The 17,554-nt window shown below is 61.0% G+C and carries 18 protein-coding genes and 2 pseudogenes; 17 read left to right on the plus strand and 3 right to left on the minus strand.

Translation table 11 applies throughout. The features are described from left to right. Window positions 1–135 precede the first annotated feature (135 nt). Window positions 136–879, minus strand: a complete 744-nt coding sequence (locus JC607_RS24040; protein ID WP_198839245.1) for a GntR family transcriptional regulator — start codon at window positions 877–879, stop codon at window positions 136–138. A 137-nt stretch (window positions 880–1,016) separates the two neighbouring features. Here JC607_RS24040 and JC607_RS24045 point away from each other — a divergent pair, with 137 nt between their 5' ends. The 14 genes from JC607_RS24045 to JC607_RS25870 all read left to right on the plus strand — a co-directional run bounded on the left by JC607_RS24045 (window position 1,017) and on the right by JC607_RS25870 (window position 12,446). After that, window positions 1,017–1,619 (plus strand): TRAP transporter small permease, encoded by a 603-nt coding sequence (locus JC607_RS24045; protein ID WP_198839246.1) that lies wholly within the window; start codon window positions 1,017–1,019, stop codon window positions 1,617–1,619. Continuing rightward, entirely contained in the window at window positions 1,616–2,887 is a 1,272-nt protein-coding gene (locus tag JC607_RS24050; RefSeq protein ID WP_198839247.1) for a TRAP transporter large permease, read from the plus strand. Before JC607_RS24045 ends, JC607_RS24050 begins: the two co-directional genes overlap by 4 nt. After that, entirely contained in the window at window positions 2,887–3,804 is a 918-nt protein-coding gene (locus JC607_RS24055) for a 3-hydroxyacyl-CoA dehydrogenase family protein (RefSeq protein ID WP_198839248.1), read from the plus strand. The genes JC607_RS24050 and JC607_RS24055 overlap by 1 nt, the downstream gene beginning before the upstream one ends. A 12-nt stretch (window positions 3,805–3,816) precedes the next feature. Further along, window positions 3,817–4,785, plus strand: a complete 969-nt coding sequence (locus JC607_RS24060; RefSeq protein ID WP_198839249.1) for a TRAP transporter substrate-binding protein — start codon at window positions 3,817–3,819, stop codon at window positions 4,783–4,785. Between the two features lie 85 nt (window positions 4,786–4,870). Continuing rightward, on the plus strand, window positions 4,871–5,731 hold the full coding sequence (locus JC607_RS24065) for a VOC family protein (RefSeq protein WP_198839250.1): 861 nt from the start codon (window positions 4,871–4,873) through the stop codon (window positions 5,729–5,731). Further along, on the plus strand, window positions 5,728–6,585 hold the full coding sequence (locus tag JC607_RS24070) for a VOC family protein (protein WP_198839251.1): 858 nt from the start codon (window positions 5,728–5,730) through the stop codon (window positions 6,583–6,585). The genes JC607_RS24065 and JC607_RS24070 overlap by 4 nt, the downstream gene beginning before the upstream one ends. 8 nt (window positions 6,586–6,593) lie before the next feature. Then, window positions 6,594–7,289, plus strand: a complete 696-nt coding sequence (locus JC607_RS24075) for a class II aldolase/adducin family protein (RefSeq protein ID WP_198839252.1) — start codon at window positions 6,594–6,596, stop codon at window positions 7,287–7,289. Beyond that, the gene (locus JC607_RS24080; RefSeq protein WP_198839253.1) at window positions 7,282–8,736 is read left to right on the plus strand and encodes a 2-hydroxymuconic semialdehyde dehydrogenase; all 1,455 of its coding nucleotides are present in this window, start codon (window positions 7,282–7,284) and stop codon (window positions 8,734–8,736) included. Before JC607_RS24075 ends, JC607_RS24080 begins: the two co-directional genes overlap by 8 nt. 7 nt (window positions 8,737–8,743) lie before the next feature. Next, window positions 8,744–9,526 carry a 2-oxo-hepta-3-ene-1,7-dioate hydratase gene (locus JC607_RS24085; protein ID WP_198839254.1) on the plus strand — a complete coding sequence of 261 codons (783 nt, stop codon included), beginning with the start codon at window positions 8,744–8,746 and terminating at the stop codon, window positions 9,524–9,526. Next, window positions 9,523–10,329: an HpcH/HpaI aldolase/citrate lyase family protein gene (locus JC607_RS24090; protein ID WP_198839255.1), complete on the plus strand. Its 807-nt coding sequence runs from the start codon at window positions 9,523–9,525 to the stop codon at window positions 10,327–10,329. The genes JC607_RS24085 and JC607_RS24090 overlap by 4 nt, the downstream gene beginning before the upstream one ends. A 215-nt stretch (window positions 10,330–10,544) precedes the next feature. Then, complete coding sequence (locus JC607_RS24095) at window positions 10,545–10,805, plus strand: hypothetical protein (RefSeq protein WP_198839256.1); 261 nt, start codon at window positions 10,545–10,547, stop codon at window positions 10,803–10,805. A gap of 548 nt (window positions 10,806–11,353) precedes the next feature. After that, window positions 11,354–11,479 carry a hypothetical protein gene (locus JC607_RS25865; RefSeq protein ID WP_255532657.1) on the plus strand — a complete coding sequence of 42 codons (126 nt, stop codon included), beginning with the start codon at window positions 11,354–11,356 and terminating at the stop codon, window positions 11,477–11,479. Between the two features lie 149 nt (window positions 11,480–11,628). Further along, window positions 11,629–12,327, plus strand: coding sequence for a YggS family pyridoxal phosphate-dependent enzyme (locus JC607_RS24100; RefSeq protein ID WP_198839257.1), 699 nt, complete (start codon window positions 11,629–11,631; stop codon window positions 12,325–12,327). Further along, window positions 12,318–12,446: a hypothetical protein gene (locus JC607_RS25870; RefSeq protein ID WP_255532658.1), complete on the plus strand. Its 129-nt coding sequence runs from the start codon at window positions 12,318–12,320 to the stop codon at window positions 12,444–12,446. The genes JC607_RS24100 and JC607_RS25870 overlap by 10 nt, the downstream gene beginning before the upstream one ends. A 17-nt stretch (window positions 12,447–12,463) precedes the next feature. On the opposite strand, the gene JC607_RS24105 is transcribed toward JC607_RS25870, so the two are convergent. Next, on the minus strand, window positions 12,464–12,958 hold the full coding sequence (locus tag JC607_RS24105) for a GNAT family N-acetyltransferase (RefSeq protein WP_198839258.1): 495 nt from the start codon (window positions 12,956–12,958) through the stop codon (window positions 12,464–12,466). Between the two features lie 863 nt (window positions 12,959–13,821). Here JC607_RS24105 and JC607_RS24110 point away from each other — a divergent pair. Together JC607_RS24110 and JC607_RS24115 are read left to right on the plus strand one after the other, a co-directional pair. Next, window positions 13,822–14,508 (plus strand): annotated as a pseudogene (locus JC607_RS24110) (methylase); the annotation flags it as partial. Between the two features lie 196 nt (window positions 14,509–14,704). Then, complete coding sequence (locus JC607_RS24115) at window positions 14,705–16,375, plus strand: DUF262 domain-containing protein (protein WP_233093132.1); 1,671 nt, start codon at window positions 14,705–14,707, stop codon at window positions 16,373–16,375. 182 nt (window positions 16,376–16,557) lie between these two features. On the opposite strand, the pseudogene JC607_RS24120 reads toward JC607_RS24115, so the two are convergent. Beyond that, window positions 16,558–16,991, minus strand: a pseudogene (locus tag JC607_RS24120) (transposase); the annotation flags it as partial. Between the two features lie 38 nt (window positions 16,992–17,029). Here JC607_RS24120 and JC607_RS24125 point away from each other — a divergent pair. Next, window positions 17,030–17,347 carry a transposase gene (locus JC607_RS24125; RefSeq protein WP_198839260.1) on the plus strand — a complete coding sequence of 106 codons (318 nt, stop codon included), beginning with the start codon at window positions 17,030–17,032 and terminating at the stop codon, window positions 17,345–17,347. The last annotated feature ends 207 nt before the right edge of the window (window positions 17,348–17,554 follow it).

Below are 17,554 nucleotides of genomic sequence, written 5' to 3' on the forward strand. Positions count from 1 at the left end.
CTCCTTGCCTCAAAGTTAGCGAAGAAGGCGTCCACGAAACATGGGGCTATTCAGTCCATATGTCGGGCCAGTTCGTGTGCTGACCTTAGAACACTGAGCCTGTTGACGACTGGATGGGTATTACAGTGGGACAGATCAGCGCCGACCAGACCCGGAACCTGCCTCTGCAATCGCTGAATGCCACACAGCCGGCACCTCCAGCGCCTGGATCACAGCATCAGTCGTGCGTTGGATATGGAGGCGCGTCACCTCAACGGCGCGTTCTACATTTCGGTCCATCGCACAATCGAACAGCAATTTATGCTCATCATGGACGGCGCGCGTAAGCACGGTCTTGCTGCGAGAAAGCTGCCTGTAACGCTCATGATGCTTATACATCATGGCCCGCATCCGCAGCAGCCACGCGGAGCTTGCCGAGGAAACCAGTGCCTCATGAAACTCTGAGTTGAGCTTTTCCCATTCGGCGAGATTTGCTGTCTCGGGGGTACGCTCCAGCCGCTCGAGGCGATACCAGGCTGAGATGAGGCGTTCCTCCCAGGCCCTGGTACCAAGCGGTATCGCCTGGGCAATTGCCTCGCCCTCGAGCTGCTTGCGCAGATCCCCGATTTCGCGTGCATCCTGCACAGACATTGGGGCCACGACAAAGCCTCGCTGCCCCAGCAGGGTCACCAGATGATCCCCCGAAAGCCGCGCCAGCGCCTCGCGCAAGGGACCGGCCCCCAGGCCATAAAGATCGCGCAGCATCTCGATCTTCAGCTTCATTCCAGGGGCCAGTTTTCCCGCGACAATGTCTTCGCGCAGAAGGCGATATGCACGCTCCGCATGGGTTTTGTCATCTGCGGCATAGCTGTGCGGAAGCGGCGATACTGTCTGCTGCATCTTGGCTTTCAGTGGCTCTCAGAGGGGGCAAAGGCGCGATCATCACTCAGATCGATCTTAGGTGGACATCATATAAAATCAAATTTTAAATTGACAGCGCTAAAATATCGATATTTTCTGAGCATGGGGAGGAAAATATGGAAAACAAACACGACTCACTGGCCGAAGGTGCCGGGATCGGTGGCCTTTGTGCTGACCGCTCTCTTTTGCGCCGCCTGAGTACGGCCCTTGCGAAGGCGGAACTGTTCGCTGCCGGCCTGCTGACTTTTGCACTTTTCGCCCTGCTTTTGACCAATGTGGTCAGCCGATTTCTTGGTGCGCCGCTTCTTTGGGCGGATGAACTGGCCGTGTTCCTGATGGTTATGGCCGCCTTCCTTGCGGCATCTGCTGCGGTCAGCGCGCGTCAGCATATTGCGGTGACACTACTTGCGGACAAGCTCGGGCCGCAGGGATCGGCGATACTTGCGCTGATTGTGGACCTGGTTTTGCTTGCCTTCCTGCTTTTGCTGGTCTGGATGGTCTGGATCTGGTTCGACCCGCTGACCCTACTGGCCGCAGGCTCGGCCGAAGCATTCTCCGCCACCAGCTTCAACTTCATTTACCAGGAGCCCACCGTCACGCTGGGCATCCGCAAGGTCTGGTTCTGGCTGATCATGCCGGTCTTCGCGCTCTGCGCCACCTTCCACTGCCTGTCCTGGATCGATGTCGATCTCAGAAGCCTGAAAAGGAACGCAACATGATCGTCGGGGCAAGCTTTGTCGGGCTGGTCATACTCTGCGTGCCAATCGCCTTTGTCCTGGCGATCTGTGCCGTGGTCTATATTTATGCCAGCGGCAATACGGTGTTGTTGCTGTCCTACCCGCAGCAGCTGTTCGGCGGGCTTGAAAATTACGGCCTGCTGTCGTTGCCGCTTTTCATCCTTCTGGGCGAGTTCATGAATGTCGGCGGGATCGGGCGTCGCCTGATGGCGCTCGCGCTGGCGCTGCTCGGTTCGGTCAAGGGCGGGCTGGCCTATGTCAATCTCGGCGCGAATATGATGATGGCGGCGATCCTGGGCTCGACCGTGGCGCAGATCACCATCATGTCGCGCCTTGCCGTGCCGGAGATGGAAAAGCAGGGTTACCCACGCGATATCTCGGTCGCGATCACGGCAGCGGGCGGTATGCTGGCCCCGATCATCCCTCCCTCGATGCTGTTCATCATCTATGGGGTGATCGCGCAGCTGCCGATCGGAGATCTGTTCATTGCCGGCATCGTGCCGGGGGTGCTGATTTTTGTCGCCTTTCTCGCGGTGATCGGCTGGCTGGGGCGCAAACATAACTTCCCTCGCAGCGAGCGACTGACCATGGCGCAGCGCGGCCGGGCGGTGCTTGAGGCCCTGCCGGCTGCGCTGATCCCCGCAACGATCATCGGCACCATTCTTGGCGGCATCGCCCATCCGACCGAAAGCGCCGCCCTTGGCAGCATTGCCACGATCTTTGTGGGCGCCTTCGTATATCGTGAACTGAAGCTGGCGGATATCCTGATGGCCTTTGTCAATGCGGCCAAAGCCTCGGCAGTGGTGATGTTCCTGATTGCCTGTGCGACCGTATTCTCCTGGGTCATCACTTTTGAGAACATCCCGGCCCAGGTGGCGGCGGCGATGCAGGCCATGACCGCATCTCCCGTGGTCTTCATGCTGATGCTGAACGTGTTGTTGCTGTTTGTTGGCATGGTCACCGATCCGATCCCCGCGATCATCCTGATTGTGCCGGTGCTGTTGCCGGTTGCGACCGGAGTTTACGGCATCGATCCGGTGTTCTTCGGCGTGATCCTCTGTGTGAACCTGACGCTGGGGCTGCTGACGCCTCCGGTCGGCACCGGGCTCTTTACGGCGGCCCTGATGGGTAAAGTAAAGGCTGAGCGCCTGGCGGTGCTGCTGTTGCCCTTCTTTGCGGCTGTCCTTGTTGTGATCCTGGTGATGGTTCTGTTCCCTGAGATGGTCCTCTTCCTGCCAGAGCTGCTGTGATGGCGCGTGTCTGGGTTCTGGGCGGAGGCCTGATTGGTGCCGGATGGGCGGCGGCCTTTGTCGCGGGAGGGCATGAGGTGCAGGTGATTGACCCTGACACCGAAGCCAGCCGCGCGCGGGTCGAGAGTATCCTAGCCCGCATGACCGAGGTCGTGGGGCTGCCCGAGACCGTCATCCCTCCGGTGATCGCGTCCCGGGCAGAGGGGCCCGCACCTGTCCTGTTGCAGGAGTGCCTGCCCGAGCGACCAGACCTGAAGCGCGCCGCCCTTGAGGCCATTGCGCCGCTGCTTGCGGCAGATACGCTGATCGCTTCCTCCTCTTCGGGGCTTTCGCCGGACGAGATTGCGCAGGGGGTGACCGGGCCTGAGCGGGTTTTCATTGCGCATCCCTGCAATCCACCCTGGCTGATGCCCGTGGTGGAACTCTCCGGAGGGATGCTGACATCGGGCGAAACGCTTGGTCGCGCGCGCGCCTTCTATGAGGGTCTCGGCAAGCGGGTTCTGACGCTTAACAAGCCGATGCCCGGCCATCTGGTGAACCGGCTTCAGGCAGCACTCTGGCGCGAGGCGGTTCATATGGCCCGCGAGGGTGTGGCGAGCCTCGGCGATATCGAGGCCGCCGTGGCCCTTGGTCTTGCGCCACGCTGGACGATCATGGGGCCATCTGCGGTATTCCATGTTTCGGGCGGGCCGCGCGGGTTCGAGGGGTTCTTCGATGCGCTCGGCACGGAATTCGAACGCTGGTGGGACAGCCTCGGCACTCCGCGCCTGGACGAGAAGACCCGGGCGGCGCTGGTGCAGGGCATGGCTGAGGCCGATCCGCGCAGCGTGGCGGACATCGGGGCCGAGCGGGACCGGCGTTTGCCCGAAGTGCTGAAATTTCTGGAGGAGCAGGCCCGTCACGTGAACGGGTCGTAAGAGAGGACTGCGATGAAACTGAAATCTGTTGGCCTGGTGGCGGGGCTTGCCCTGCTGATCAGTGCCGGTCTGGCAAAGGCCGAACAATACCGACTTGGTCTGATCACACCGCCCTCGCACCAGTGGAGCGTGCAGGGTCAGGTCGCCGCGGACCGGATCAAGGAAGCCACCGAAGGCCGCGTCGAGATCATGCTCTTCCCCTCGGGGCAGCTTGGCTCCGAGGCGCAGATGCTGCAGCAATTGCAGACCGGCGCGTTGGATTTCGCCTGGCTGACCGTTGGTGAATTCGCCAATCGAGATGCGAATTACGGCGTCTTCCTGGCCCCCTATCTGGTGACCGATATCGAGGGGGCGAAAAAGGCGCTGCAGGGCCCGACCGCGCAAAAACTGCTGGCCGATATGAACCGTTTTGGTGTGGTCGGGATTGGCTGGAGTTCGGCTGGAATGCGCACAATTGATGTGCGCGGCACGGTCAGCGAAGTGGGCGATCTTAAGGGCAAAAAAATCCGCACCGTGCCGAACGCGCCCGAGCTGGATTTCTGGATCGCCCTTGGCGCTGCACCCACTCCGATGCCTTTGCCGGCGCTTTATGATGCATTGGCCAATGGTCAGGTCGATGGTGCGCAGCTGGACCACGAAGGCACCTGGAACACCAAATACTACGACCATCTCGGCACGATCCTCGACTCGCGCCATATGATGTTCCCGATGGTCGCCGTCGCGTCGGGCCGCAAATGGCAGACGATTGCCGAAGGCGACCGTGCCATCGTGCAGGAGATCATGCGCGAAACCTTCGGGTCGATCATCGACACCTATGGCGAACTCGACAACAGATACATGGCCGATCTGCAAACGACCGATGTGCCCGTTGTCTCGGTTGACCGCGCCTGGTTCGGCCCGGCCATCGACAAATGGTACGAGGACTGGCGCGTGAAAGCCCCGGTTCTGGTGGATCTCGAAGCCGAACTCTCGGCCCAGTAATCCAGCCCTGACGACCCGCCGGGGCGCGCCTGTGCGCCTGTGCCACCACACGCCCCGGCCCCAAGACATGACTTCGGAGATCCCGATGACCTACCGTGACCTGCGCTATCTGCGCCTCAGGGTCGATGATCTTGATGCAGCCACCGATCTTGCTGCCGGGATCTTTGCGCTTATGCCCGGCGACCGCGATGACAGCCGCGCCATGTTCCGCTCGGATGCCCGCAATTACGCGCTGTGCTGCTCGGTGAGTGAAGACCCGGCCGTTGCGCTGAGTGTGGCGCGGCCGGAAGACCTGGACCGGCTGGAGTCGCGACTGGCGGCACTGGGCCATGCGTCTGCCCGGCTCTCCCCCGAGGATTGCGCAATGCGCGAGGTTCGCCAGGCCATGTCGGTGGTCGCGCCGAACGGGGTGACGGTGGAGTTGGTGCTGCGGCCGCTGACATCGGGCTGGCCCTATCATGGGCCGCGCGATGCCGGGATCCGCGATTTCGCCGCGGTTTCGCTGGCCTGCACCGATATTCCTGCCAATGAGCACTTCTGGACCGAAGGTCTTGGCCTGCGCACCAGCGACTATGCCGGCGAAGCGGTCTTCCTTGCGCTGGACGAGGCGCATCACCGGATCGCACTTTATCCATCCGCGCATGATGGCATCCTTGGTGCGGCATGGGAGGTGGCCACCAAAGACCACATCATGCGCAACTGGTATCACCTGCAAAAACTGCAACAGCCGGTTCTTGCCGGCCCCGGGCGTCAGCCGACCTCGGGCGCGGCCTTTGTGACCACGCGCGGGCCTGCGGGTGTGCTCTTCACCTACATGCACGGCATGGAGAAGGGGTCGGAGGTCACGGCCCGCGCGCCCCGCCAGTTCGCCGATGCGGCCCTGTCGCATTGCGCCTGGGGATCGCCCACACATCAGCCAGAATTTCTGGGGAGGACTGAAAAATGATCGAGCTGCGCGATGTCGTCTATTGCCGGCTTGGCACCAGGGATCTGGCCGGAGCCGAATGGTATGCGGTCAATATCCTCGGCCTTGAAGTGGCCGAGCGCCGCAAGGGCGCGGTCTATTTCAAATCCGATGCCCGCGCCCATACGCTGTGTTACTTCGAGGGCGATCCCGCCGATCAGATGACCGGGTTCGAGATCGGCTCTGTCGATGATCTGCAAAGGGCCGGGGCCACGCTGGAGACACTGGGCCAAAAGGTGCATTACGGCACGCGCGAGGAATGCGACGCGAGGATGGTGCGCGAATTCATCCGTTTCCAGGATCCGACCGGCAATGTGATCGAATTCGTGGTGCGGCCCGAAACCACCGGGCTGGACTATCACGGCACCCGCAATGCCGGGATCACCGGCTTCTCTCATGTCGGCCTCTGCTCTTCCGATCTGGTGCGCGACGAGCATTTCTGGACCTCGGTCTGCAATGCCCGCGTATCTGACCGGATTGGCGATGCGCCTCTGATGCGTCTGGGCACGATCCACCATTCGATCGCACTTTTCCCGTTCCACAAGGCGGGTATCCAGCACATCAACCATCAGGTCGGCTCGACCGATGACATCCAGCGCTCGTTCCATTTCGTGCGCGACAATCAGGTGAACATCACCTTCGGGCCGGGCGCGCATCCGACCTCCTCGGCCGAGTTCCTGTATTTCACCGGGCCGGAGGGGATGACGTTCGAATATTCCACCGGCGTCTGTGAAATCCATGACGAACCGGCCTGGCGCGACCGGCAATTCCATTTCGAACCCAAGGGCTTTTGCCATTGGGGCGCGAAGCCCCAGATCGCGGCTTTCAGCAAATGAGCGGCGCAATGCACAGCGCGCAGGCGCGGATCGTGCGCATGGCGGCGCGCGGTCTTGGCCGTGCCGGGCTGGTTCATGCCTATGGTCATTGCTCAGCCCGGATCGACCAGGATCACTTCCTTGTCGCGCCCTCGGTCCCGCTTGCGCAGGTGGCTGTCGGGGCCGAATGCGTGGTGGTGCCGGTGCAGGGCGCGCTGCCCGAGGGCGTGCTGGGCGAGGTGCGGTTGCATCAGCGCCTTTACGCGCTGCGCCCCGAATGCGGCGGCGTGATCCGCTTCATGGGGCCGCAGGCCATGGCTCTGGCCGCCCTTGGCCGGGTTCCCGCCATGCGCCACGGCTTTGGCACCTATTTCGCGCCTGCGGCCGGGCTTTGGGATGATCCGCAGCTGATCCGCGACGATGAAAAGGCCGAAGGCGCGATTGCCGCGATGGGCGAGAGCCGGGGGCTTCTGATGCGTGGCAATGGCGCGGTCGTGGCGGGCGACAGCCTCGAAGAGGCGCTCGGCCTGGCCTTCTATCTGGAAGATGCCTGCCGGATCGAACTGGCGGCGCTGGCCTCGGGTCTCGCGGGCAGTGCCCCAGTGATCGGACCAGAGGCGGCAGCAGTCCGCGCCACCAAAGCAGGCCGGATTTTTGAACGGATGTGGGACCATCTGACCTGGGGGGATCCCGAGGCAGGGTCTGAAGGAGACGGGAATGACTGAGTATCTTAACTTCATCGATGGCCGCCATGTCGCGGGCCGGGGACCGGCCTTTGCCAATCATTTCCCCACCACGGGCGAGGTGATCGGCGAGATCCGAAGCGCCGACCGCGATCAGGTCGATGAGGCGGTTGGCGCGGCACGCCGCGCGCTGAAAGGACCCTGGGGCCGGATGTCGCTGGCCGAGCGTGTGGGGCTGATCCGCAAACTGGCAGATGGCATAAATGCCCGTTTCGACGAGTTTCTGGCGGCTGAGATCCGCGACACCGGCAAGCCGCGCTCGATTGCCAGCCATATCGATATTCCGCGTGGTGCGGCGAATTTCAATGTCTTCGCCGATCAGGTGATGACCCTTGCCACCGAGAGCTTTGAGATGGCCACCCCTGACGGGGCCGGCGCGCTGAATTACGCGGTGCGAGACCCTCGCGGTGTGATCGGGGTGATCTGCCCCTGGAACCTGCCCTTGCTTTTGATGACCTGGAAGGTCGCGCCTGCGCTGGCCTGCGGCAATACCGTGGTCGTGAAACCTTCAGAGGAAACCCCGGCCACCGCGACCCTGCTGGGTGAGGTGATGAATGCGGTCGGCATTCCCCCGGGCGTCTATAACGTGGTCCACGGCCATGGTGTGGGGTCGGCGGGCGAATATCTGACTCAGCATACCGATGTCGACGGCATCACCTTCACCGGCGAAACCCGCACCGGCGAGGCGATCATGGCGGCTGCCGCCAAAGGAGTGCGCCCGGTCTCGCTTGAAATGGGCGGCAAGAATGCCGGGATCATCTTTGATGACGCGGATTTCGAGAAAACCATGGAAGGCATCGGGCGTGCCTGTTTTGCCAATACCGGGCAGGTCTGCCTTGGGACCGAGCGCATCTATGTCCAGCGCGGCATCTTTGACCGGGTGGCCGAGGGGCTGGCGGCAAAGGCGGCGGCCTATCGCTTCGGCGATCCCTTTGATCCGGCCACCACAATGGGCACGGTGATTTCCGCAAAACATCGCGCCAAGGTGCTGGGCTATTATGACCGCGCCCGCGAAGGAGGGGCCACGATCCTGGCCGGCGGCGGTGCTGCCGGGGTGAAGGGGTACGAGGGCGGATATTGGGTGCAACCCACCGTCTGGACCGGCCTGCCGGAAGACAGCCCCGTCATCCGTGACGAAATCTTTGGACCATGCACCCATCTGCAGCCTTTCGACACCGAGGAAGAGGCCATCGCGCTGGCCAATGACTCGCGTTACGGGCTTGCCACCTCGATCTGGACCGAGGGCCTCGGGCGTGCTCACCGCGTCGCCCGACAGATCGACGTCGGGATTGCCTGGGTGAACTGCTGGTTCCTGCGCGATCTGCGCACGCCCTTCGGCGGTGCCAAAGCTTCAGGCATCGGGCGCGAAGGCGGCGTCCATTCGATGGAGTTCTATACCGAGCTCCGCAATATCTGCATCAAACTCTGAGGATATCATGCTGACAGATGAACAGCGGGCAGAATGCGTGGCCTCGCTTCTGGAAAGCCACCGCACTAAAAAGCAAGGCATCCGTCCGTCCGAACGCTTCCCTGAAATAGCGCTGGAAGACAGCTACGCCATTTCTTCGGCGGTGGCCGAGGCAAAGGTGAAGGCCGGGGCCCGGATCATCGGCCACAAGATCGGCCTGACCTCCAAGGCGATGCAGGCGGCATCGAAAATCGACGAGCCCGATTTCGGCTATATGTTCGATGATCTGATCCTCAATGACGGTGCGAAAGTGCCGTTCGAGAATTTCTGCGTGCCGCGCGTCGAGCCTGAGCTGACCTTCATCCTGAAAGAGCCGCTGAAAGGGCCGGGCGTCGGGCTGATCGATGTGCTGCGTGCCACGGAATGGGTGGTGCCCTCGATCGAGATCATCGATGCCCGCGTGACCGAGCCGCGCCGGATCTATGACACGGTGGCCGATAATGGCGCAGCCGCGGGGATCATCCTTGGCGGGCGCCCGGTGCGGCCCACGGATGTCGATCTGCGTTGGGCCGGCGCGATCTTCTACCGCAATTCCGAGATCGAGGAGACCGGTCTTGCAGCGGGCGTGCTGGGTCATCCGGCGATGGCGATTGCCTGGCTGGCCAATAAGGTCGGGCAATATGGCACCGTGCTGGAGCCGGGGCATATGATGCTCTCTGGCAGCTTCACCCGTCCGGTCCATGCCAGAAAAGGCGATACGCTGCATGCCGATTTCGGCCCGCTCGGATCGGTTTCGGTGCAGTTCATATGAGCGGGCTGCCCCATAACCCTCTGCCGTCCTCGCCGTTTGCCGCGCCTCGCAATGTCTTCAAGGCGCGCCTTCGTGCGGGCGAGGCGCTGCACGGGCTCTGGATGTCGATCCCGAGCCCGGTGACCGCCGAGGCCCTCAGCCTTGTCGGTTTCGACTGGCTGCTGTTCGACACCGAACATGCGCCGGTCGATCTGGCCTCGCTGCAACCTTTGCTGCAGGCCGCCGCCGCCGGCCCCTCGGCCCATGTCGTCCGGCCAGCCTGGAATGACAAGGTGCTGATCAAACGCGCGCTGGACATGGGGGCGCAGACCCTGCTTGTTCCCTTCGTTCAGACCGCCGAAGAGGTGGCAGAGGCGGTTGCGGCCTGTCGCTATCCGCCGCATGGCGTCCGTGGCGTTGCCGGTGGCACAAGGGCCAGCCGTTTTGGCCAGACGAGCGATTACTTCCGGATCGCCAATGACGAGATCTGCCTTCTGGTGCAGATCGAGACCGGCGAGGCGCTGGCGCGACTGGAAGAGATCGCTTCGGTGCCGGGCGTTGACGGCGTCTTTATCGGCCCCTCAGATCTGGCGGCTTCGATGGGGCATCTGGGCAATCCCGCGCATCCCGAGGTGCAGGCCGCATTGGAAGACGCGATCCGGCGGCTGCAAAAACTGGGTATCCCGGGAGGTATTCTGGCGACGACCGCCGCAGATGCGCGGCGCTACCTGTCCTTGGGGTATGCTTTTGTGGCGGGCAGTGTAGATCTCGGCTTGTTGATCGGCGCGGCAAAGACCGTGCGGGATACACTGCGGGGCGGGTGACAGACGCGATTTGTGGCCCGTTTCCACTCAACGCCGATGATCAGACCAGATGCAGGTGCAAGGCAGTAAAGGGAGGCCCGACCGTGTGCGCTCCGAAGAGGAAACCGAGAAAGCCTTCCTCGGCGTCTGATTTCAGCGGCACACGAAGGCCCCGGCTGGCGCGCGGGGTCTTTGCCCTGCATTTACACCGGTTTGGCTGGCCCCAGGCCGATGAGGTGCGTACGGCTGACGGCACGCTGGTCGGGATGTCGCAATATTGCGGCTACACTATCAACGAGCGCGAATTCCTCTCGCTGGTCGGCATAGATGAGGCGTTCGCCGATCCGGGCACCGAGGTTGTGCTGACCTGGGGTGAGATCAAGGGGGGATCCCGAAAACCCCATGTCGAGCGCCATGAGCAGCCCACGATTCGTGCCACCGTTCATACTGCCCCCTTTTCGAAGGCAGCTCAGGAAAAGCTGCGCGTTGTGATCTGACACGCAATCTGACAAGGCGCGCCAACCCGCGCCTTGTCCCTGCACTGTCATATGTGAATGACCTCGCGCCCCTCGCCTTCTTTCCATACAGAGAATGCCATGCCCCCTGTCAGCGCCTCTATCGGGCTCAGCCCTAAGGAGGCTCTGGCCTCGCCCGATTTGCCGGGGCTCTTCCCCGCCGGGACGGGTCTCTGTGTCACGGATATGCGGGACGCCCCATGGTCTGCGTCCAGGGTCTCGATCCGCATGACCGCACAATCTATATCGGGACCTTTACCAAATCACTCTTTCCGGGCCTGAGGATCGGCTATCTGATCCTGCCGCCGGACCTCGTGGTCCCATCACCATCGCGCGCACCCAGCAGGACGGCCATCCGGCCTCGATCCCACAGCTGGTGCTTGCGCGCTTCATCCAGGGCGGGCATTTCGGGGCGCCTATCAGGCTGATGCGCAACATCTATGCCGAAAGGATGCGGATCCTCGCCCCGGCTGATTGAAACACATCTGGCGGGCCTCGTTGAGGCGCGCGTTCCCGCCGGAGGGTTGCAGATGCCCTGCCTTCTGACCTGCGATCTGGCCGAGGCCCGGGTGATCAACGCCGCCGCCCGAGCGGGGCTTGGCCTGACCGGGCTATCAGCGCGCACGCAACCGCGCGACCGCTGCCTGGCTTCCTGATGGGTTTTGCCGCCTTCACGCCAACAGAGCCGGAAAGCGGCGTTCATATTCTTGCGCGTGTGCTGCACGATCTGAGAACTGCGGTGCAGCCTGGCTGAATGGTCTGGTCACAGATGTAAAAGTGGTGAGTACTTCGCGACCGAACCCGCTTGCTCTTGCGCGTCACAAGCACGGAGAAGTCGGCCATGCCCCCTGTTTCCTCTCCCTCAGAGATGCTCACCGACGCAGACATCAGCCGCTTCGGCAACAACCCGGCGCAGCGCTTCGCACAGAACCTGGCGCGCGTTCAGACCCGGATCGCCGAAGCCTGTGCCCGCGCTGGCCGTGCCCCCGATGAGGTGCGGCTGTTGCCGGTGACCAGGCCCGTGCCCGCCGCCGTTCTGCGTCACGCCTTTGCCGCCGGGATCCGGGACTTCGGCGAGAACAAGCTGCAGCAGGCCCGCGACAAGCAGGCGGCCCTCTCCGATCTGCCGGTCCGCTGGAGCATCATCGGGCATCTGCAAACGAACAAGGTCAGGTATCTGGTGCGGTTCGCATCAGAGTTCCACGCGCTCGACAGCCTGCGGCTCGCGGCGGAACTGAACCGCAGACTTGAGGCCGATGGACGTGATCTCGACATGTTCATGCAGGTCAATACCTCAGGCGAGGACAGCAAATACGGGCTCCCCCAGGATGCATTGCCCGCCTTCAACGAGCGGCTGGCGGACTTCCGGCGTCTGAGGCCGCAGGGGTTGATGACGCTCGCAATTCTCAGCGCCGATCCCCTCCGGGTCCGGCGCTGCTGCGCGACCTGCGTGACGCGGTACAACTGCATCATCCCGGGCTCACGCGGCTTTCCATGGGCATGACCAGCGATTTCGAGATCGCCATCGAAGAGGGCGCCGATGTGGTCAGGGTGGGGCAGGCCATCTTCTGCCCCCGCCCAAAATCGGCGGGAGCTTTCTGGCCCGGGCTGGACGATGTCTGAACCGGCCCGCAACCCCGTCAGATTGGCTTCTCGTAAGTGACCCAGTTCGCGGCATTGGCCACATCGTCATAGAGCCGCCGCGCCGTCGCATTATCTTCTGCGGTCACCCAGGACAGCATCGGCCAGCCCCGGCTGCGCGCAATCTGGTTCAGGGCCCCGATCAGCAGGCGACCGACACCCCGGCCCCGTAGGGACGGATCGACATAGAGATCATCGAGAAATCCCGCGTCCCGACCCAGCAGCGGGCGCGGCTGCGGCCAGAAATGCGCGAAGCCGACCGGCTTGCCCGCCGAGAGGGCCACCAGGCCCTCAAGCGGGTGGGTCGGATCCTGTAACCATGCCCAGGTGCGATCGAGAATGCCCTCCGTCATCGGGACTTTGTAGAAACCGGCATATCCTTTGTAGAGTTCGCGCCAGGGAGCGGCATCCGCCAGCGCCAGGGCGCGGATTTCCATATCTGTCGGCAGGCTTTCACCCAGGGCCGGAACTGGGGGATGGATGGGATCAGTCATTGCATGTCTCCTTCAGAATGGCGGGTCGCGATCTGCCGGATAAGTGCCAGAAATCGGACTGGCATGATCCCGCCAATATAGGATTAAGATCCAGACCAATTCTGCCTGCCGGTGCGCAGAATCCAGCTCCCCGTCGACCTGTGCCCCCGAATGCGACCCGGCAGCCTTTCAATTGTCGCGGTCCGGCGTCGCCGCCCGACCCGCCGGGACCGAGCGTTGATCCGCAGCAAGCCGAAGGATATTTCACTCTGCCACCGTGCACGGTCCACTGCAGCACAGATCTCGGCCAGCACGGGCCTGGCGTGGACAGGGGTCCGAAGCATGCAGCATGCGGAAGACGCACAAGATGGACTAAATCACCCCGAGCTGGCTGACGCTGCAGATTGCCGACTACAGGGACGCTGCTGCAAAACGGTCTGAATGGCTGCTTCTGGGAACGCTGCTGTGCAGCAATAGTCGCGACCGAATGGTGGCAGAGGGCCGCGTCTTTCGTCGCGCGAGCTTTGAGAAATGCCATGTTGCGGAGTATTGAGCGGCAGTGAAGGGCCTGGTGCCATAAGATGGTCCGACTGAAGCGGTGGGTGGATTTTGGCTTCTCCCAGCATTGCCGGGACCGGGCTCAGGTCCTGACAGACGGAAGCCAGCCTCGCCGTCTTCCCCCATTCGGGCATAGATCCCTGACGCAGGGCCCGCCTGACATGGCGCGCGCCGAGTGATGTGCTGCGGCGATCGCGCCGTGGGCACGGGCCTGTCCGGCTCAACGTGGGAGGTCGAGGTGGGGCCGGAACGGGCAGGTTCCGGGCGGTTGAGAGAGAGCGCCGTCCGGTCCCGTCCCGCGCTCTGCTCTCCCGAGGATCTTCCCGATGAATGACCTGTCCCCCGCGACCACGGCGCAAGCGCCGGTCGCGCCCTCTCCTGTTCTGTCCGTCCCCTGCATTCTCGCTGCAGCGGACGCGCTTCTGCCGCATCTCGAACGCGGCCGGCGCGTCGACCGCACGATGCTGCGCGGTGCCATGGAGGCCGCGTTCGGCGAATCTGACGTCTCCGGCCTCTGGGATTGGAAAGACGCCTACGAGGCCTGTGAAGTCGCCACGATCCTCTTCCTGCGCAAATTCGGTCGAGCGCTGTTCCGCAAAGCGGCAGCGCCCGAGGCGCGTCTCGCTGCTCTTTCGAAGATTGCGGGCCTGACGCCGAGCCATACAAGGCGCTCCGAAGAAAGCAAGGCAATGCAGCAGTTCAGCACGCCCCTCCCGCTTGGGCTTGCCGTCGTCACCGCCGCGTCGATCTCGCCTTCGGATGTCGTGCTTGAGCCTTCGGCTGGCACTGGCCTGATGGCAATCCTCGCCGACATCGCCGGCGGCAGTCTCGCTCTGAACGAACTGGGCGAGACCCGCGCGGATCTCCTTTCCTCCCTCTTCCCGGCCCTGTCTGTCACCCGGTTCGATGCCGCGCAGATCCACGACCACCTCAACGCCGGGGTCATGCCCTCAGTGGTGTTGATGAACCCGCCCTTCTCGGCGCTAGCCAATCTGACCACCCGCGTGGCCGATGTCTGTGTCTCCTCACCGCACAAAACACTTCCATCATAGGATGATGAGAAAAAGGCAGGTAAGGACCGGGCGTCGCATATTTGAAGGACGCATTTCGGCACCGCTTGTGAGGCAAGCGACAATACTCCTTCACTTGAGCAGATCGGCGCACTACCTTCCGTCGCGGATGTCAAACCACAAGGATGTCGAGTTGATTATGCAGTTAAGTCCATTACACCTTTCAGTCGCAAGCCTTCTGAGTGGCCGGTTATTCAATATACCTGATTACCAGAGGGCTTACTCTTGGCAATCACGGCAAAGGAGTGATCTATTTAAAGACATCAGAGAGGCACGAATTTCAGGGCGTGAACACTTCATGTCGACCGTTGTCGCGCTTGCGCGCGGCAAAAAGGTAATTTCTGCAGATGAATTTCAGTCAGTCGACATTGTTGATGGTCAGCAGAGAATCACTACAATTATAATTCTATTGAAAGCGATTGAGAAGAAACTCAACGAAAATACTAGCCGCGATGATGAAAAAGTTAAGCGAGACCTTAATGATCTCCTGGTGAAAGGTGATGATCATTCACTCGTGCTGCTGCAAACAAACCACGATAGCAGTAACGTTTTCACAAAATACCTCAGAGGCGGGGGTATTGAATCGCAACCCGCAACTACCGCAGCTGAAAAGAACATTATCGACGCAATTATCGATTGCGAGAATTTCGTGGACGCTTGGGTTTCGCAATATACGCTGATCGAATTAGTTGGCACAATAAGAAACAAGCTTTCTGTCATCTACCACCAGATCGATGATGAAGCTACTGTGTATAGAGTATTTGAGGTCCTCAATAGTCGCGGGCTCGACGTGAAATGGATTGATAAAACCAAAAGTCAACTGATGGCATCAATTTTTGAACACGTGGAGGATGGAGCTAGGGATAACGGTCTCCGTGAAATGCGCTCAACGTGGAGAAACATATATCATCACTTAGGCTTAGAGCATGCGCTAGGTGGAGAGGCACTGCGTTTCGCAGGCACTCTCGCCCTTCCCTCAAGGCCAAACAGGATCGTTAGCGAGGAGACTGCATCCGGTGAGTTGATTGAAAAAGGCGGGCAAGAGCTCAAGACCATCATCCATACCGCTGAATGGCTTTCGGAAATTGTAACGCTGCTCAGTCGCTTGAGGTCTGATCCAAGGCGAGCTGCCGTAACAAAGATATTGCATGCGAGGTTCCTTGCAGTTTCAATAATGCTGCGGAAATTCGAAAAAGAAAGAGAGTATCGCCTATTAATGGCATGGGAAAAAGTTTCTTTTCGTATATACGGTTTGGGCGGAGCTGATACGCGAACAAAAGTAGGTGAGTATGTCAGGCTTTCCTATGACATTCACTCCGAGAACCTTTCTGAGAGTTTGATTCTCTCCAGAATTGATGAGCTAGGAAGTGATTACGACATTGGCCCACTACTGAAGGACCAGGATTATTGGGGCGACTGTTACAACGGATGGACTGAAGAGCTTAGATATCTTCTGTTTAGATATGATGAGCATCTAGCCGCAGATTCTGGGGAAAAGATAAACCTATCCCAGTGGAAAAAGATTTGGGCAGATGATCCGGCAAAGTCCATTGAGCACATCTCTCCGCAGAGTGCAGACACCGATTATACGCATCACCTCGGAAATCTCACGATGTTGCCACCTGGTGTTAATTCATCATTGAAAGACATCCCTCCAACAGAAAAGGCGGAGAAGTATCTGAAGCATGGCCTGCGGGGAACTCTGGCGGTGGGGGGAACCATAATTGAAGGCAAGAAATGGGGGAAGAAGCAAGTGAGAGATCGAGCAAATAGTATTCTTGATTTTATCAAAGAGGAATGGGGCTCATAAACGGCATTGTTGCAGAAGTCCCCGACGAGCAGGATTCCCACGCGGAATCCAGGGGGTTAATGGTCTGAGATGACGAGACCTGCCCCTGCCCGCTATCGGACGACTAACTGGAAGAGTTGCAACGAGGGGGCATTGTTGCAGAAGTCAGGCTGCGGGCAGGCGCTCCCCTTTCCCCGTTGGGTTCAGGCCACGCGTTTGATCTCGGCAGTGCCGAGTGCATTGAAACGGTTCATGAGTGCTACCGTGATCTGGACCTCGGCTGTCTGACGGTCCGGATCACGTGAGGCGATGCGTTCCCCGAACGACTTGAGGCACTTCATCTTTGCCTCTATCCGACTTCGGGCGTGATATCCGGACCAGCGTTTCCAGGCTGCCCGCCCCAGGTGTTGCGTAGCCATGAGGATCTCGTTGCGGGCCTTGGCGGCTGGGCAGTCCTCCCGCCATCGTCGCCCGTCACGGTGCCGATCTGTTCATCAGCATGGAACTGGTCAAGCAGGTGCGGCAGCACAGGGCTATCGCCCTTGTCACTCGAGGTGAACTCCACGGCACGGATGTCGCCGGTGGCCGTGTCCATCGCCGAATGCACCTTGCGATATTGGCGTCGGTGTATTGACCCAGTGAAAACCTGCTCATGCTACAAGGGAGAACGTAGCAATGAGTGTGACCATGGACGACAGCATCAAGCGTTGGACGGCGAAGCGCAAAACCGCGCTGGTGATCGAGATCATTCAGGGCAAGACCACGGTGGCGGAGGCCAGCCGGTCCTTCGACCTGTCGCCCTCGGAGATTGAGGGGTGGGTTGATGACGCGACGCGGGGGATGGAGAATTCCCTGCGGGCGAACCCGCTCGATGTCCGGGAGCAATACGAGAAGCAGCTGAAGGATCTTCAAGAGGCCTATGGCGAGGCCATGCTGGAGTTGCGTGCTAGAAAAAAATACCAAGCCCTGCTGGATGCACAGGACGACAAATGATCCAGAGCATCCATCAGGACCTTCTCGCTGAGGGCATCAAGGTTCCGCTGACCAAGCTCTGCGCGCGGGTCCTGGGGTGCCGCGCCGGACCGTCTGTTACCGGCCAACCAAAGCGATTCCGAAGGTTGATCCGCGCTTGGCTGAGCCGATCAAGTGAGCTACCCGCCGAAAATCGGACAGTGACGGAATCTACGATCTGAAGTCTGC

This window comes from Paracoccus sp. IB05 (assembly GCF_016405985.1).
In the GTDB taxonomy this organism is placed as follows: domain Bacteria; phylum Pseudomonadota; class Alphaproteobacteria; order Rhodobacterales; family Rhodobacteraceae; genus Pseudogemmobacter.